At 72.5% G+C, this 15,234-nt stretch carries 13 protein-coding genes; 7 read left to right on the top strand and 6 right to left on the bottom strand.

Features of this window, described 5'->3' with window-relative positions:
• Positions 1 to 128: 128 nt before the first annotated feature.
• A complete protein-coding gene (locus tag LXT12_RS17640) occupies positions 129 to 380 on the top strand; it encodes a hypothetical protein (RefSeq protein WP_233393597.1) in 252 nt (83 codons plus the stop codon).
• Positions 381 to 638: 258 nt separating this feature from the next.
• Entirely contained in the window at positions 639 to 1,199 is a 561-nt protein-coding gene (locus tag LXT12_RS17635; RefSeq protein WP_233393596.1) for a cytochrome b, read from the top strand.
• 33 nt (positions 1,200 to 1,232) lie between these two features.
• Here the strand turns inward: LXT12_RS17635 and LXT12_RS17630 are convergent, their stop codons facing one another.
• The 6 genes from LXT12_RS17630 to pedF all read right to left on the bottom strand — a co-directional run bounded on the left by LXT12_RS17630 (position 1,233) and on the right by pedF (position 9,878).
• Positions 1,233 to 2,366, bottom strand: coding sequence for a porin (locus tag LXT12_RS17630; RefSeq protein ID WP_233393595.1), 1,134 nt, complete (start codon positions 2,364 to 2,366; stop codon positions 1,233 to 1,235).
• Positions 2,367 to 2,876: 510 nt separating this feature from the next.
• Complete coding sequence (locus tag LXT12_RS17625; protein ID WP_233393594.1) at positions 2,877 to 5,267, bottom strand: TonB-dependent receptor; 2,391 nt, start codon at positions 5,265 to 5,267, stop codon at positions 2,877 to 2,879.
• Between the two features lie 125 nt (positions 5,268 to 5,392).
• Positions 5,393 to 6,334, bottom strand: a complete 942-nt coding sequence (locus LXT12_RS17620; RefSeq protein WP_233393593.1) for a beta-propeller fold lactonase family protein — start codon at positions 6,332 to 6,334, stop codon at positions 5,393 to 5,395.
• A 114-nt stretch (positions 6,335 to 6,448) separates the two neighbouring features.
• The gene (locus tag LXT12_RS17615; RefSeq protein ID WP_233393592.1) at positions 6,449 to 8,569 is read right to left on the bottom strand and encodes a TonB-dependent receptor family protein; all 2,121 of its coding nucleotides are present in this window, start codon (positions 8,567 to 8,569) and stop codon (positions 6,449 to 6,451) included.
• A gap of 26 nt (positions 8,570 to 8,595) precedes the next feature.
• Positions 8,596 to 9,408: a substrate-binding periplasmic protein gene (locus tag LXT12_RS17610; protein ID WP_233393591.1), complete on the bottom strand. Its 813-nt coding sequence runs from the start codon at positions 9,406 to 9,408 to the stop codon at positions 8,596 to 8,598.
• On the bottom strand, positions 9,405 to 9,878 hold the full coding sequence (pedF, locus tag LXT12_RS17605; protein ID WP_233393590.1) for a cytochrome c-550 PedF: 474 nt from the start codon (positions 9,876 to 9,878) through the stop codon (positions 9,405 to 9,407). The genes LXT12_RS17610 and pedF overlap by 4 nt, the downstream gene beginning before the upstream one ends.
• A gap of 235 nt (positions 9,879 to 10,113) precedes the next feature.
• Between pedF and LXT12_RS17600 the strand changes: the two genes are divergently transcribed.
• The 5 genes from LXT12_RS17600 to LXT12_RS17580 all read left to right on the top strand — a co-directional run bounded on the left by LXT12_RS17600 (position 10,114) and on the right by LXT12_RS17580 (position 15,234).
• Positions 10,114 to 12,231 carry a sigma-54-dependent Fis family transcriptional regulator gene (locus LXT12_RS17600; RefSeq protein WP_233393589.1) on the top strand — a complete coding sequence of 706 codons (2,118 nt, stop codon included), beginning with the start codon at positions 10,114 to 10,116 and terminating at the stop codon, positions 12,229 to 12,231.
• A 185-nt stretch (positions 12,232 to 12,416) separates the two neighbouring features.
• On the top strand, positions 12,417 to 13,361 hold the full coding sequence (gene pqqB / locus LXT12_RS17595) for a pyrroloquinoline quinone biosynthesis protein PqqB (protein ID WP_233393588.1): 945 nt from the start codon (positions 12,417 to 12,419) through the stop codon (positions 13,359 to 13,361).
• Positions 13,358 to 14,134: a hypothetical protein gene (locus LXT12_RS17590; protein WP_233393587.1), complete on the top strand. Its 777-nt coding sequence runs from the start codon at positions 13,358 to 13,360 to the stop codon at positions 14,132 to 14,134. The genes pqqB and LXT12_RS17590 overlap by 4 nt, the downstream gene beginning before the upstream one ends.
• Positions 14,131 to 14,736, top strand: coding sequence for a hypothetical protein (locus LXT12_RS17585; RefSeq protein WP_233393586.1), 606 nt, complete (start codon positions 14,131 to 14,133; stop codon positions 14,734 to 14,736). Before LXT12_RS17590 ends, LXT12_RS17585 begins: the two co-directional genes overlap by 4 nt.
• A gap of 6 nt (positions 14,737 to 14,742) precedes the next feature.
• Positions 14,743 to 15,234 (top strand): hypothetical protein, encoded by a 492-nt coding sequence (locus tag LXT12_RS17580; RefSeq protein ID WP_233393585.1) that lies wholly within the window; start codon positions 14,743 to 14,745, stop codon positions 15,232 to 15,234.

Here is a 15,234-nt window from a genome sequence, read left to right as displayed (position 1 = left end):
GAGCATGCCAGCTCCGCGGGTCGCCGTGACGCCGGGGTCGGCGGGAGGGGCTGCGCGATTGACCGGCGTCAAACGCGGTGCGGTGGGGCCGCCGCATGCTGGGGCCCCGCCCTCACGGAGACCGTTGCATGAATCCGTTCGCTCCCCTGCTCGCTCTGAGCGTCTCCGTGGCTCTCGCCGCCTGTGCCTCGCCACCGCAGGCGGGACATGGCGCCCCGCCCGACGGTGCCGGCAGACCGGGCCACTCCATGATGGACGAGATGTGCGCCCGCCACGCCGCCGAGCCTGGCCGCGCTGCCAGCGCGCCCGAAACGATGATGGACAGGCATTGCAAGGCCGCGGCCGACGCGCCCGCCGGTGGCGCCTCGCACGTGCATTGAGCGGGGCCGCCCGCGCCTTCAGGCCTCGGCCACCAGCTGGCGCATGACGCCTTCGTAGAGCGGCGGTCAGCAGCGGGAGGTGGCGGGTCGCGTGTTGCAGCGCGGTCATCGGGACTGGTGGCGGACGAGCCTTGCGGCCCATGGCCGGTAGCGTGTGCCGGGCCATGATGCCCGCGCGAAGCGGGACCTTGTCGTCCGTCAACTGCCGACCCAACCAGGCCCGCCAAAATCCCGACAACCCGGCTCACATCCCGCCCCATGACCGCCACCCGCTACGACCCCATCAGCCGCGCCCTGCATTGGTTGACCGCCATCGCCGTGACCGTCGCCTTCGTCCTCGGCCCGGGCGGCTTCGGGCGGATGATGCGCAAGGGCATCGACCCGGCGACGCGGCTGGACATCGTCTGGCATGAGTCCCTCGGCCTGCTGGTGCTGGCGCTGACGCTGGTGCGCCTGGTGTGGGTGGCGCTGCGGCCGGACAGGCCGCGCTTCGAGATGGCGGCGTGGATGCATCGGCTGTCGACGTTGACGCACGTCGTGCTGTGGGTCTTGATGCTGGCCTTGCCGGCCACGGCCCTGCTGGCCCTGGGCAGCGAGCACCATCCGCTGACGCTGCTGGGCGGCGTGCGGGTCGACGAGTTCCCCTTGATCGCCGGCTCGGGCCTGGGCGAGGCGGCGGACTGGGGCGACGTGCACGGCCTGCTGGGCGACGTGTTGATGTGGCTGGCCGGCCTGCACGCGGTGGCTGCGCTGTACCACCACTTCCGGCTGCGCGACGGCGTGCTGGCGGCCATGCTGCCCTGGCGGCCCCGGGGCTGAGCCGCCGCCGGTGCCGCGAGGGCCTTGCCGCTCTCAGAAGAACACGATCCCGCCCAGCGCCACGCCGTTCATCCGCGCCGACTCGCCCGCCACCGGCTTGGACGTCGTGCGGCTGATCTCGCCCACCAGGGTCAGGCTCTTGGTCAGGCCGTAGTAGAGGCCAGCCGTCACGTTGGTGTTGCTGCGCAGGTCGGTGGCGACGCCGTCCTTGAGCCGGCTCTCGCCCCAGTTCAGGCCGAGCTTGGCCTTGGGCGTGGCCTGCCAGGTGGCCTGCAGCAGCAGGTTGGTCTGCTTGCGGTTGCCGCTGTCGCCGTCGGTCAGCACACCGAGACCCTTGCCGCTCTGCACGTTGGCTGCGAAGCCCAGGGTGCGGACGGCGACGCTGCCGCCCAGCTCGACGCCGCTCATCGAGAAGCCGCCCGTGCCCTCGAACTTCTGGTGCTTGGCGCCCAGCCAGACCTTGCCGCCGCCGAAGCTGGCCGTCGCCAGGGCCTGCAGCTGGGGCTGGTTGCGGCCGATCAGGCTGCCGGCGTCGACCGGGCTCATCAGCGCCACCGTGGCGGAGAAGCCGCTGCTCGTGGGCAGGCTGTAGGCCACCTGGCCGTAGGTGCCGAGGTAGGTGTAGCCCGAGCCGATGTGGCCCAGCGTCACGCGGTTGCGCTGCGTGGCGCTGACCGGAGCGCCCGCGCCCAGCAGCGTCATGTCGCCGAGGATGGCCGACTTGCCGAACAGGCCGTAGTCGCGGCCCAGCTTGACCGTGCCCATGTCGGCGTTGCCGAAGGTGACGAAGCCCTGGCGGACGTCGACGTTGCTGTTGTTGGAGATGGCGTCGCCCGCGGCGACGGCCGCGCCGATCATCAGCGTGGCGGAGATGTCGTAGCCCTCCTGCCGGGTCTTGGCCGTGGTGGTGAGGGCATTGGGCAGCAGGCCGTTGCCGACGACGGTGCGGCCCTCGGTGCCGCCGCAGCCCAGGGCCTGGGTGGCCAGGGCCGTGCCGCCCACGGCCCGGGAGCCGCTGCAGCGGGTGTGGGTGTAGTAGGCGTTGACGATGCCGCCCAGGCTCAGGTCCCATTCGCCGGCCTTGAAGTCGGCGGCGTGGGCCGCACCGGCGGCGGCGAGGGCGAGGGTGGCGAGGCAAGCGTTGGCGCGCAGGGCGTGGTGGTTCATGTCGTCTCCAGGTGTTGTCGGTTTGGAAGCCGAGGCGCTTTGCGCAAGCGCTGTGCCAGCGCCGGCCTGGAGCGAACGAGGGCCTGGGACGTTGCGTGACGGCGCACCGCGCGCGCCCGGGCGTGCCGCGTTGGCACGCCCTTGCGGGTGGCCCCGCAGGTTCGGTGTGGCGAAGCCGCCTGCCCGAGGTGCGCCGCCCTGCAGCGGGCCTGTGGCGGCGCGGAGCAGCGGCCGAGGGCTTGTGCCTAGGGCCTGTTCACACTACGGCAGGGGTCGCGTTGCGACCAAAAGGCCCGCGAGCAAGGCGCGAAACGAAGCTTGGGTAGGCCCCAAGCGAGGCTTCGCAACGCCGCGCGCGGGCCTTTTGGTCACAACCCGAAGGGAAGGCCATCCCCCAGGGGCCACTCGGCGTTGCACCGCTTGCCCGCATATCAATGCGGGCGGCGCGCTGCGCCTTGATTGGCCCCTGGGGGATGGCCTTCGCGACCCCTGCCGTAGTGTGAACAGGCCCTAGAAGGCGATCCTGGCGCCGAGCTGTACGCTGCGCGGCGCGCCCGGGGCGAGGAAGGTCGCGTGGCGCAGCGGGCGGTCGCCGTTCGCGTTCGCGGCGAAGGGCTGGCCCTGGAAGCGGCCGGCGGCGTCGAAGCCGGTGGGCCCGAGCTGGGCGGCCGAGCTGTAGGTGCGGTCGAACAGGTTGCTCACCTGCGCGAACAGCTTCCAGCCCTTGGCGGGCTTCCAGGCCGCGTTGAGGTTCACCACGGCATAACCGGCACTTCGGCCGGGCCCGAGGTAGTAGGCGCCGTCGGGCCGGTGCCGGCCGTTCTCGTTGCCGCGCGCCGTGGCGCCGCTGGTGGCGACCGTGTCCGCGCCGAGGGACCAGGCGTCGCCCAGGTCCAGGTCGGCGTGGAGCTTGAGCAGGCGCCGCGGCACGAGGGGGATGCGGTCGCCGGGGTGGATCTCGATCCGCCCGTCCACGCCGGGCAGGCCGGCCGCCGCCGCGTCGTTGCTGCTGTTGGAGGCGCCGTTGACGACCTCGGCGGTGCGGTAGGTGGCATCCAGCAGCGTGAGGTCGGCGCCCGCCGAGAGGCCCGCGGCGGGCCGCGCGTTCAGGCTCAGCTCGACGCCCTGGCGGCGGGTGCGGCCGAAGTTCTTGAAGTAGCCGAAGCCGGCCGCGTCGTCGGCGACGAAGAGCAGGTCGTCGCGGTTGTCCGAGCGGAACACGCCCAGGCTCCAGCTCAGCGCCTGGCCGGGAGCGCCGCCGCGCAGGCCAGCCTCCAGCGTCGTCGTGACGACCTGCCTGAGCGGCGGGTCGCCGGCGAAGGCGTTGGGCAGCTTGCAGGGGTGGGCGGGGTCGGCGCAGCCCAGCTCGATGGACGAGGGCGCGCGGCTGCCCTGGTTGGCGCCGGCCCACAGCTGCAGCCCGGGAGCCGCCGCCCAGGTCAGGCCCAGGGCCGGGTTGAGGCGGCTGAAGCGCTGGTCGCCGTCCAGCGAGCCCGGGCCGCCGCCGGGGCGCAGGGCATCGCGGTTGCGCAGCCGCGTGTGGTTGTAGCGGCCGGACAGGTTGAGGTGGGTGACGGCGTCCAGGTCGAGGACGGTGCTGGCGAAGGCGCTGAGGGTGCGCGTGCGGCCCGAGAGGTCGACGCGGGTGTCGTAGGGCTCGCCGTCCAGGCTGCCGCCGCTCACGCCGTCGCCGAAGGCGCCCACGCCGGTGATGCTGCGGTCCGCATTGACATAGCCCAGCTCGGAGCCCTGGGTGAAGTGGCTGCGGCTGAAGTCGGCCGAGGCGCCGACGAGGGACTGGCTCTGGATGCCGAACAGCGGCCCGTCGTAGCCCAGCTGCAGGGCCAGGCCCTGGTCGCCCTGGCGCGTGAGGGTGCGGCGCAGCACGCCGTTGCAGGCCTCGGCCGGCTCGTCCTGCAGCAGGGCCTGGGCGATGCAGCGCCGTTGCGGGAAGGGCGTGTTGGCGGCGTCCTCGCCGGCATCGGGCTGGTAGAGCGACTGGCCGAGGGCGTCGTCGTTGAGGTCGCCGTTGAAGGTGCGGGTGTGGATGAGGCGCGCATGCGCGTTGCCGCTGAGCGTCCAGCGTGCGCCGAGCGACCGCGACAGCGCCAGGCCGAGCAGCAGCGAGCGGTTGCGGGTGACGTCGGGCCGGGTGTAGACGCTGGCACGGTCCTGCTCGAGCTGGGTCTGCTCCTGCAGGCCGTTGCCGTGCAGGCGCGTGGCGGCGAGGGCGGCGGTGAGGGCGAGGTCGGTGGTGCCGTCGCGCCGGCCCAGCTTGGCCAGGAGCTGGCTCACGCCCGAGGGCGAGTCCGCGCGCCAGCCGGCCTCGTGCAGGCGGTGGCCGGTGACGTACCAGTGGTTGCCGCCGGCACTGCTGCCGCCGTGCTCGAACTCCACCGCCACCCGCCCGTGGGAGCCGGCCAGCAGCTGTATCGAAGTGCCCGGGTGGCTGGCGCCGTCCTTGGTCTGCAGCGTCAGCGCGCCGCCCAGGGTGTTGAGGCCGAACAGCGGGTTGGAGCCCGGGTCCAGCGTGAGCCGGGCGATGGCGGCCTTGGGAATCAGGTCCCAGCTGACCACGTCGCCGAAGGGCTGGTTCAGGCGCACGCCGTCCAGATAGACCGACAGGCCCTGCTGCGAGCCGAGCAGGGGCGAGGCCGTGAAGCCGCGGAAGTTCAGGTCCGGCTGCCAGGGGTTGCCCTGCACCTCGTTGAGGTGGACGCTGGCCAGGCGCCGGTTCAGGAAGCTGCCCAGGTCCAGGGCCTGGCTGCGCTCCAGGTCGGCCGCGCTCGCGGTCTGCACGCGGGCGGGCACCCGCTCGGCCGCCACGTCCACGCCGGCGACCGGCGACAGGCCAACGATCTCGACGCGGTCGAGCTGGACCTGCGTACCGGCCGTGGCCACGGCGAAAGGCAAACAGAGCCACAGAGGCGCAGAGGCACAGAGGGTCCGGTCCAGTGCGGGCATCCGGAGGCCTCTGTGCCTCTGTGTCTCTGTGGCTGTGTTCATCGATCGTCGCGCCGGTGCGTTCACCGGATCACCACGCCCCAAGGCAGCTTGCCCACGGCCACGTCGGCCACGCGCTGCAGGGTCTCGGTGTCGATGACGGAGACGGCGCCCGAGCGCCCGCAGGCCACGTAGAGCTTGCGGCCGTCGGGCGTCAGGGCCATGTTCCAGGGCCGCTGCCCGACCGGGATGGTGGCGACCAGGGCCATGCGCTCCACGTCCAGCACCGAGACGCTGGCGTCGCCGCCGTTGGAGATGAAGACGCGCCGGCCGTCGGGATGCACGCTGATGCCGTTGCTCTTGGGTCCGGCCATGAGCTTGTCGCGCACCGTGAAGCTCGGCGTGTCGATGACGTAGATCTCGCTGGACATCTCGGCCGCCACGTAGGCGCGCCGCCCGTCCGGCGAGAAGCCGATGCCGCGCGGCCGGGCGCCGACGGGGATCTGCGCGACCTGGGCGCGCTTGGCCACGTCGATGACGTCCACGGCGCTGCCCTCCTCGGCGCTCACCAGCACCCAGCGCCCGTCCGGGCTGAAGACGGCGTGCTCGGGGTTCTTGCCTTTCACCTTGACGGCGAAGCTGCGGGCCAGGGTGCGCGTGTCGACGAAGACGATCTCGTTGCTCTCCTCGACCGCCGCCACCACCCACAGCCCGTCGGGCGACTGGCCCAGGCCTTCGGGTGACTCGCCGAGCGGGATCTCGCCGGCCTGGCGGCGCGTGGCCAGGTCCAGCACGACGAGGCGGTTGCCGGGCTGGTCGCTCACGTAGGCGCGGCGGCCGTCGGGGCTCACGACGGCGCCGCGCGGCTTGGCGCCGGCCGGCAGCTCGTAGAGCACCGCGTCGGTCTCGGTGTCGATGACGCTCAGCGTGCCCGAGCCCTCGTTGGACACATAGGCCAGCGGGCCGGCGTGGGCGGCCGAGATGGCGGCGGTGAGCAGGGTCAGGACGGGAAGGAGACGGGACATCGTGCTTCTCCTGGGTCGTTGGAAATGCAACCACGGAGGCACAGAGGCACGGAGAAGAGCGCTCTGCATTTCCTCTGTGTCTCTGTGGCTCTGTGGTTGCCTTTTGTCTTGGCTTCAGAAGCGGTAGTTGGCGGTGGCGCTCGCCAGCCAGGTGCGGCCGGGCGCCGGCTCGAAGAAGCGGCCGTTGCCGTCGTTGACGATGACGGAGCCGGCGTAGCGGCGGCCGGCCAGGTTGTCCACGCGCAGCAGGGCGCCGAGGTCCCAGGCACCGAGCACGAGCTGATAGCCGGCGAAGGCGGCGGCGGTGGCATAGCCCGGGGCGGCATCGCTGTTGAGGTCGTTGACCCAGACCTTGCCGAGCGCCCGCGCCTCCAGGCCGGCCCGCCAGCCTCCGCCCGGTTGCCAGGTCAGGGCGCCATAGGCCGAGGTGCGTGCGACGCCGGGGATGCGGCTGCCGGCGGCGACGGGCTGGTTGGCCGCCGCGCAGGGCGTGGCCGTGCAGGTCAGGAAGGCGTCGCGGTAGCGGGCGTCGAGCCAGGTCGCGGCGACCTCGGCCTGCAGGGACGGCGCCAGCGGCCAGCGGCCCGAGGCCTCCAGCCCGCGGCGCCGCGTGGCGCCGGCGTTCTGGTAGGTGGCCCGGCCGCCCTGGTTGGTCTGGGTGACGATCTCGTGGGCCGTGGTGGTCTGGAAAACGGCGAGCGTGAACTCGCCGCCGGCCAGGCGCGCCTTCGCGCCCGCCTCGACGCTGTGGCTGAGCGAGGGCTGCAGCCCGAAGTTCAGCCCCGTGCCGCCGCTGGCCCGGTAGGCCAGCTCGTTGAGCGTGGGCGTCTCGAAGCCGCGGCCGGCGGTGGCGTACAGGCGCAGGGCGTCGCTGGCGGCCCAGCTGGCGCCCAGCACCGGCAGCGTGGCGGCATAGCGCGTGCTGCCGCTGTCGTCCGGGTTGGTCTTGGTGACGTAGGCGTCGGTGGAGCTGAAGTCGACCCGGCTGCGGCGCACACCGGCGCTGAGCCGCCAGGCCGGCGTGGGCTGCCATTCGGCCTGGAGGTAAGGGTCGGCGTTGGAGACGCGGTTGGTCTCGTCGCGGCGCAGCGCCCCCTGCACGCCCAGTTGGATGGCAGGCCCGGCGCCGATGAAGTTCTGGTAGCCCAGGCGGTGTTCGCGCAGCTGGTCAGCCGCCAGGCCGGCGACGATGCTGGCGCCGGCGCCCTTCCAGCGCCAGCGCAGGTCGGCGCCTTCGTAGTCGCGCGCCAGGTCGATGACGCCGCCAGGGTGCAGGCTGCCCTGGCTGTTGGACGGGATGGACTGGAACTGGGTCGTCGCGCGATGGCCGTGGTAGACCATCACGCGGAGCTGGTTGGCGGCGTCGATGCCGTGCTCCAGCACCAGGCCGCCCTGGGCCTGCTGCATGGTCTTGCGGGTGTCGTAGCTCAGCGCCACCGGGTCCACGCCGCGCGGGTCGGCCTGCCACTGCGCGCGGGTCAGGCCGAGAGGGTCCTGCGCCTCGGGCAGCTCGACGCTGTTGGCCACCAGGGTCAGCTGCGTCGCCTGGCCCAGCTTCCAGTTCAACCGCGCATTGGCCAGACGCCGTTCGGCCTGGCTGTGCTGGCGGTAGCCGTCGGTCTCGAAGCGGCTGGCGCCCACGGTGTAGGCGAAGCCGCCCTCGCGCCCGCGGCTGGAGGCCGCCACGCGCCGGAGGCCATCGCTGCCGAAGGCGACGCCGGCTTCCGCGCGGGGCGGGCCGTCGGGCGTCTCGGAGTGCACGCTGAGCACGCCGCCGGAGGAGTTGCCGTACAGGGCCGAGAAGGGCCCGCGCAGCACCTCGACGCGGCCCACGGTGCCGATCTCGACGTTGGTGATCTGGCCCTGGCCGTCGGGCAGGGTGGCGGGGATGTCGTCGACGTACAGGCGCACGCCGCGGATGCCGAAGGCCGAGCGGGCGCCGAAGCCGCGCACCGAGATCTGCACGTCCTGGGCGTAGTTCTGGCGGTCGCGCGCCAGCAGGCCGGGCACGCCGCCCAGGCCCTCCGAGAGGTTGACCTGGGCGCGGCCGGCGCGCAGGGCCTCGCCGTCGATGCGGTCGATGGAGGCCGGCAGGTCGAAGGCCGCGGCCTCGGTGCGGGTGGCGGTGACGACGACGGCGTCGAGCACGGTGGGCGCGGCGCCGGCCGAAGCGGCGGCGGCAGCGGCCAGCGCGAGGACGGTCCTTCGCGCGGTGGGCGCGAATGGCTGGGTCATGGGAGTCTCCAGATCGGGCGGTCAGCTCAGGCAGGGCGCCAGGCAACCTTGTACTTGGCAAAAATCTCGCCCACGCGGCCCGCCTTCGTCAGGCGGTCGAGGGCCTGCTGCAAGGCCTCGGCGAGGTCGGTGGCGTCGCGCTTGACGGCCAGGCCGGCGGCCCAGCCGTCGCGCGGCGCGCGTGGCGAGGGCAGGGGCTCGATGCGGAAGGCGGCGTCGCCGGCGAGCACGCTCTCCAGCTCCGAGGCCAGGCCGGCCGCGGCCACCACCTCGCCGCGCTGCAGGGCGCGCGCCGCCTCGCAGCCGTCCTTGTACTGGGTGGACAGCTGCTCGCGGTAGGCGCCGCCGTCGGCGCCGATCATCAGCCAACCCGCCAGCGTCTGGCCGGCCACGGCGACGCGGCCCCCGCCGAGCTGCGACAGGCCGTCCAGCACGGGCAGCTCCTGCAGCCGCCGCGCCAGCACCACGTGCTCGCGGTAGTAGGGCGCGAAGATGCGCGCCTGCGGCGTGGCCTCGATCAGCGGGCGGTCCACCGGCACGTGCATCAGCACGTCGGCGGGGCCGTAGCCGAGGTAGTGGCCTTTCCAGACCATGTTGCGCAGGTCGTCGGCCATGTTCTCGTCGGCATTGAAGGGCAGCGGCGAGAACTTCACGCCCAGCGCCTCGGCCAGGGCCTGGCCGAGCTCGACGTCGATGCCACGGCCCTTGACGTGGAAGGGCGGCATGTCCTCGTACAGGCCGACGACGAGGTGGCCGCGCTCGCGCACCTGGGCCAGGGTGGTGGCGGCGGTGCCGGCCAGCGCCACCGCGCCGAAGGCGAGCAGCTCGCGGCGCCTCACAGCGGCTTCTCCCGGCGGGTCTCGAGGTAGGACTTGACCGCCCACATGGCTTCCTGCGTGAACACGCCCTCGAAGGGCGGCATATAGACGGCGCCGTTGCGGCTGCGGCCGTGGCGCACGGTGTTGAGGAAGTAGTCGTCGTTCTCCTTCACGCAGGCGGCCTTCCTGGCCTCGTCCTTGAGCGTGGCGCAGTCGTTGTCCAGGCGGCGCAGGTCGGGCGCGATGCCGCCGGAGACTGCCTCCAGGCCGTGGCAGCGGGCGCAGTTCTGGTTGAAGGCCGAACTGCCTATCTTGATGGCAGCCTCGTTGCCCCGGAAGGGGTTCTCGGGCCGCCAGCCTTCGCCGAGCTGGGGCAGGCTGGACGTGTCCACGGCTTGGGGCGTCACGTCGCCGTGGGCCCAGGCCTGCACGGTCACCAGGACGGCCGCGAGGCAGAGTCCGCCGGCCAGGGCGAGGGGGTGGAATTTCATGGCTGTCTCCGTCGTTGTCGAAATCCGTGGGGCCGCTGTCGGCCATGCCCCGGAGACTGCAAGTGACATGCCAGGACCGGATTGCTCCAAGCTGACACAGTGGCGTCCTCGCCGCTTGCGCGCGGTCAATGGACAGGCGGTGCGCTTTGGGACACCATGCCCGCCAGAGCACGAGCGTGGCACCGACCGCGCAATCCCGGAGACAAGCCTGTAGAGGCAGGCGAAGGAAGCCTCAATGCCCATCGAGACCGAAGCCCCAGGCGGCCCGGCGCCCTTGGCGCCACCGCGTCAGGCCTTCATCGAGCGCAGCCACCAGCGCAGCGAAGCCCTGGGCCTGAAGCGCCACGAGAAATGCGGCCTGGACCCGCTCATTCGCAGCGACCTCAACCTCGCCCGCGAACGCAACCATCGCCTGTACACCCACGCCGCGCCGGTGATGCAGCTGCTCTACGAGCAGATCGTCAACACCGAAAGCATGATCGTGCTGACCGACGCCCAGGGCACCATCCTGCACGCCGTCGGCGACGACAGCTTCCTGGCGCGCGCCCACCGCGTGGCCCTGGCGCCCGGCGAGAACTGGGCCGAGCACGCCAAGGGCACGAACGCCATCGGCACGGCGCTGTTCGAGGAGGCACCGACCCTCGTCCATGGCGGCGAGCACTTCATGCACGCCAACAGCTTCCTGACCTGCTCGGCCGCGCCCATCTTCGACCCGCGCGGCAACATGCTCGGCGTGCTGGACGTGACCGGCGACCACCGCGGCTACCACCAGCACACCATGGGCCTGGTGCGCATGTCGGCCCGCATGATCGAGAACCACTGGCTCTCGGACGACTACAACAACCGCCTGCGCCTGCACTTCCACAGCCGGCCCGAGTTCATCGGTACCCTGCTCGAAGGCATCCTCGTCGTCTCGCCCGAGGGCCGGCTGCTGGGCGCCAACCGCGCGGCGCTGGACCAGCTCGGCATGAGCGGGGCCGAGCTGCGCTCGCGCAGCCTCTCCAGCCTCTTCGGCACCACGCCGGCCGCGGTGTACGACCATTTCCGCATGCCCCTGTCGCCGCCGATGCAGCTGTGCCTGCCGACGGGGCAGTCCTTCTTCGTCAGCGCCCGCTTCGACTGGCCCTCGCGGCCCGTGGTGGCCGGCCTGCGCGGGCGCGACGACCTGGGTGACGTGGGCGACGTGGCGGACGCCACGCCCACACGCGCCGCGCCCATGCAGGAGGCCGCCTGGGGCGGTGACCCCGCCGGGCGCGTTGCCGACGATGCCGAGGCCGGCGGCGGCCTGCGCTTTTCCGGCCTGCAATACCTGCGCACCGGCGACCCGCAGCTGGAGACCGTCATCCAGAAGGTCAGGCGCGTGCTGGACCGCGGCATCCCGCTGCTCATCCTCGGCGAGACGGGGACCGGCAAGGAGCTGCTGGCCCGCGCCGTGCACCACGACTCCAACCGCTCGCGCCAGCCCTTCGTGGCCGTCAACTGCGCGTCCATCCCCGAGAGCCTGATCGAGGCCGAACTCTTCGGTTACGAGGAGGGCGCCTTCACCGGCGCGCGGCGCAAGGGCGCGCCGGGGCGGCTGGTGCAGGCCAACGGCGGCACGCTCTTCCTCGACGAGATCGGCGACATGCCGCTGCCGCTGCAGGCCCGGCTGCTGCGCGCCCTGCAGGAGCGCAGCGTCACGCCGCTGGGCAGCACCAAGTCCATCGCGGTGGACATCGCCGTCATCGGCGCCACCCACCGCAACCTGCGCGACATGATCGCCGCCCAGAGCTTCCGCGAGGACCTGTACTACCGCCTCAACGGCCTGGCGCTGCGGCTGCCGGCGCTGCGCGAGCGCACCGACCTCGAGGCCATCGTGCGCCGCATCCTGCAGGCCGAGCGGCCCCAGGACCCGCCCGAGCTCAGCCCCCAGGTGCTGGCCATGTTCCGGCGCTATTCGTGGCCGGGCAACATCCGCCAGCTGGCCAACGTGCTGCGCACGGCGGCCGTGATGTCGGCGGGCGAGCGCTTCGTCACGGCGGCCCACCTGTCGGACGACTTCCTCGAGGACATCCAGCGCAGCATCGGCGGCCTCACCCCGGCGCCGGGCCCCGCGCCCCTTCCGGCGGCCTTCCCGGCGCCGGCGCCGCTGCCGCCGGCCTGGAGCGCGCCCGAGGTGGCGCCCGCGCCGCCCGTGGCCTTCGCTGTGGCGGAGCCCGCCGCGGCGCGCACCCTCGGCCAGGCCGAGATCGACATGATCCGAGCCACGCTGGACGCGGTGGGCGGCAACATCTCGCTGGCCTCCAAGCAGCTGGGCATCAGCCGCAACACCATCTATCGCAAGCTGCGCTGGAACCCGCCCGGCGACGCCTGAGCGTTGTGCCGGGGCCTCAGGGCCGGCCCGGGACTTTCCCGGGGGTGAACGCCCCCGGGCCTGTCTCGAAGTGGAGCAAAACCCCCGATTGACGGCGGCTTCGCGCAAGGCACGGGTCTTGCACTCCTGGGGGCATCGACCCGATCCCCTGCTCCCATGTCCCTGTCATCCCTGCGGGGCTTCGCATGAAGCTCCTCGTGCTCGGCTCCGGCGCGGGCGGCGGCTTCCCGCTGTGGAACTGCCACTGCCGGCTGTGCAGCGCCTGGCGCCGCGGCGACCTCGACGCCAGCGCGCGCACGCAAAGCTCCATCGCCATCTCCCAGGACGGCCGGCCCGGCGAGGGCTGGCTGCTCATCAACGCCTCGCCCGACCTGCCGCAGCAGATCCGCGACACGCCGGCCCTGCAGCCCGCCCATGACGGCCTGCCTGGCGACCCGCCCATCCGCGCCGTCGTGCTGCTGGACTCGCGGCTGCACCACGTCGCCGGGCTGCTGAGCCTGCGCGAGAGCCGCGAGCTGGAGGTCTATGCCACGCCGCTGGTGTTCGAGGACCTCACCTCCGAGCTGCCGCTGCTGCACGTGCTGGAGAGTTACTGCCGGGTGCGCTGGCGCATGCTGCCCATCGCCGGCGAGGCCCGCAGCGCCAGCTTCGAGATCCCGGGCTTTCCGGCCCTGAGCTTCGCCGCCTTGGCCGTGCCGGCGCGGGCGCCACGGCATGCGAGGCTGCGCGGCGAGGCGGCCGGCGAGTGCATCGCCCTGCAGGTGCGCGACCTGCGCAGCGGGCGCTGCCTCTTCCTGTCGCCCGCGCTCGCCAGCGTGGGCGAGGACGAGATGGCCTGGATGCAGCAGGCCGACTGCGTCGTCGTCGACGGCAGCTTCTGGTCGGAGCACGGCATGCAGGAGGCCGGCGTCGGCGCCCTCAGCGCCACCGACAAGGGCCACCTGCCGCAGAGCCGCGACGGCGGGCGCCCCGGAATGATCGAGGTGCTGCAGGCCAGCGGCGCGCCGCGCAAGGTGCTCACCCACATCCACCACAGCAACCCCATCCTCGACCGCGGGGGATGGGAGCGCCGCGAGCTGGCCGCGCAAGGCATCGAGGTCGCGCACGACGGCATGGAGATCGAACTGTGAACGCACCGACCCTGCCCCCTGCCGCGTCGCGCCGCCCGGCCGAACCGTTATGGCTGGAGTGGCTGACGCTGTGCGGCGGCCTGGCCTTCTGCACCTGGCTGCTGGGCGTGCGCGGCGTCTGGGCCCTACTGCTCGGGGCCGACCCCACCGGGCTGACCCTGATCATCATCGCCGTCTTCCTGTGCTCCACGCTGTGGTGCGGCCAGCGCTCGCGCGAGCTGCAGCGCCAGCGCCTGCTGCTGGCCCAGCCGCTGCAGGCCCGCATCGGCGAGCGCAACTGGGCGGCCGACTACGAAGCAGCCCTGCGCTGCGACGCCGGCACCGCCGCCGACCTGCTGGTGGAGCTCAGCCACGGGCCGCACGGCACGGCCTGGTGGGTCAACGGCATCCAGCTCAAGCTCGGGCTGCTGGGCAAGGTCATCGGCTTCTCGATGCTGGCGCTGGCCATCGGCCGCATGCAGAGCTTCGACCCGGCGCAGTCGCAGGAGCTGCTGCGCAGCCTGACGGCCGGCCTGGGCGTGGCCCTGCTGACGACCATGGTCGGGCTGGTGGGCAACATCCTGCTCGGCCTGCAGCTGACGCGGCTGGACCGCTTCGCCGACGCGCTGGTGGCCGACATCCAAAGGACCGCGCTGCCCCTCGTCCAAGGCGAGCCTTGGCCGGTCCCCCGAGGGGACGGCGATGCTTGCGGCGTCGAGCCGCAAGCACATCGCCAGTGCGGGCCGGCTCGGGAGCGGCCCAGCGCTCGGCCCGCGGGAGCGGACCCCGTATGAGGAGGCGCCGCAGCTCGCGGGAGGCGGAGGTCGACCCCTTCTACGACATGCTGTTCAACCTGCTGATCGGCTTCGTCTTCTGCTTCATCGTCGCGCTGCTGGCCATGAACCCGCGTGCCACCAAGGCGGGCGACGTGCCCTCCAAGGCCGAGTACCTCATCAACGTGGCCTGGCCCGACAACAGCCCCGACGACATCGACACCTGGGTGCAGGACCCCGGCGGCAACCTGGTGTGGTTCCGCCAGCGCGAAGCCGGGCTCATGTACCTGGACCGCGACGACCGCGGCGAGGGCAATGCGTCCACCATCATCAACGGCCAGAAGATCCAGAGCCCCTTCCGCCAGGAGGTGGTGACCATCCGCGGCATCGTGCCGGGCGAGTTCGTCGTCAACGCCCAGTACTACCAGTCCCACGACGGCCAGCCGGTGCCGGTGACCGTGACGGTCATCAAGGTCAACCCGCGGGCCGACGTCGTCTTCTACGGCACCGTCCAGCTCGCCCGCCAGGGCGACGAGGCCACCGCCGTGCGCTTCACGCTGCAGCCCGACGGCAGCGTCGTCAACGTCAACACCCTGCCCAAGAGCCTGATGCAAAGGCCCTGAATCGACATGACCCTGCCCATCATCCTGAGCTTTGCCGCACTGCTGCTGCTGTGCCTTCTCGCCCTGCTGCAATCGCGCTGGCCGGCCTGGCTGCGCGGCCTGCTCGTCGTGGCGGTGAGCGGCTTCTACTTCTATGCCGAGGGCGCCATCCACACGCTGTGGGGCTGGCCCGGCGGCGACCCCCTGCCCGAGCGCTTCGTGCTGCTGGCCGCCGTCATCGAGGAGCCCGGCCCCAAGCGCGACGGTGCCCTCTACGTGTGGGTCAACGCGGTGGAGGACGGCAAGCCCGCCCCGCAGCCGCGCGCCTACCAGCTGCCCTACAGCAAGGACCTGCACGGCCTGCTGAACGAGGGCCTGAAGAAGGTGCGCAACGGCATCAGCCAGCTCGGCACCGCCGAAGCCAAGCCGCGCAAGGGCCTGTCCTGGCTGCGGCCGGGCAGCGACGAACAGCAGGTCAAGCTGCGCGACATGCCCCTCCCTCAACTTCCCGAGAAATGA

It is taken from the genome of Pelomonas caseinilytica (assembly GCF_021353235.1).
In the GTDB taxonomy this organism is placed as follows: domain Bacteria; phylum Pseudomonadota; class Gammaproteobacteria; order Burkholderiales; family Burkholderiaceae_C; genus Pelomonas; species Pelomonas caseinilytica.
Note: the sequence above shows the minus strand (reverse complement) of the source record. Positions and strands in the feature narration are given on the sequence as shown.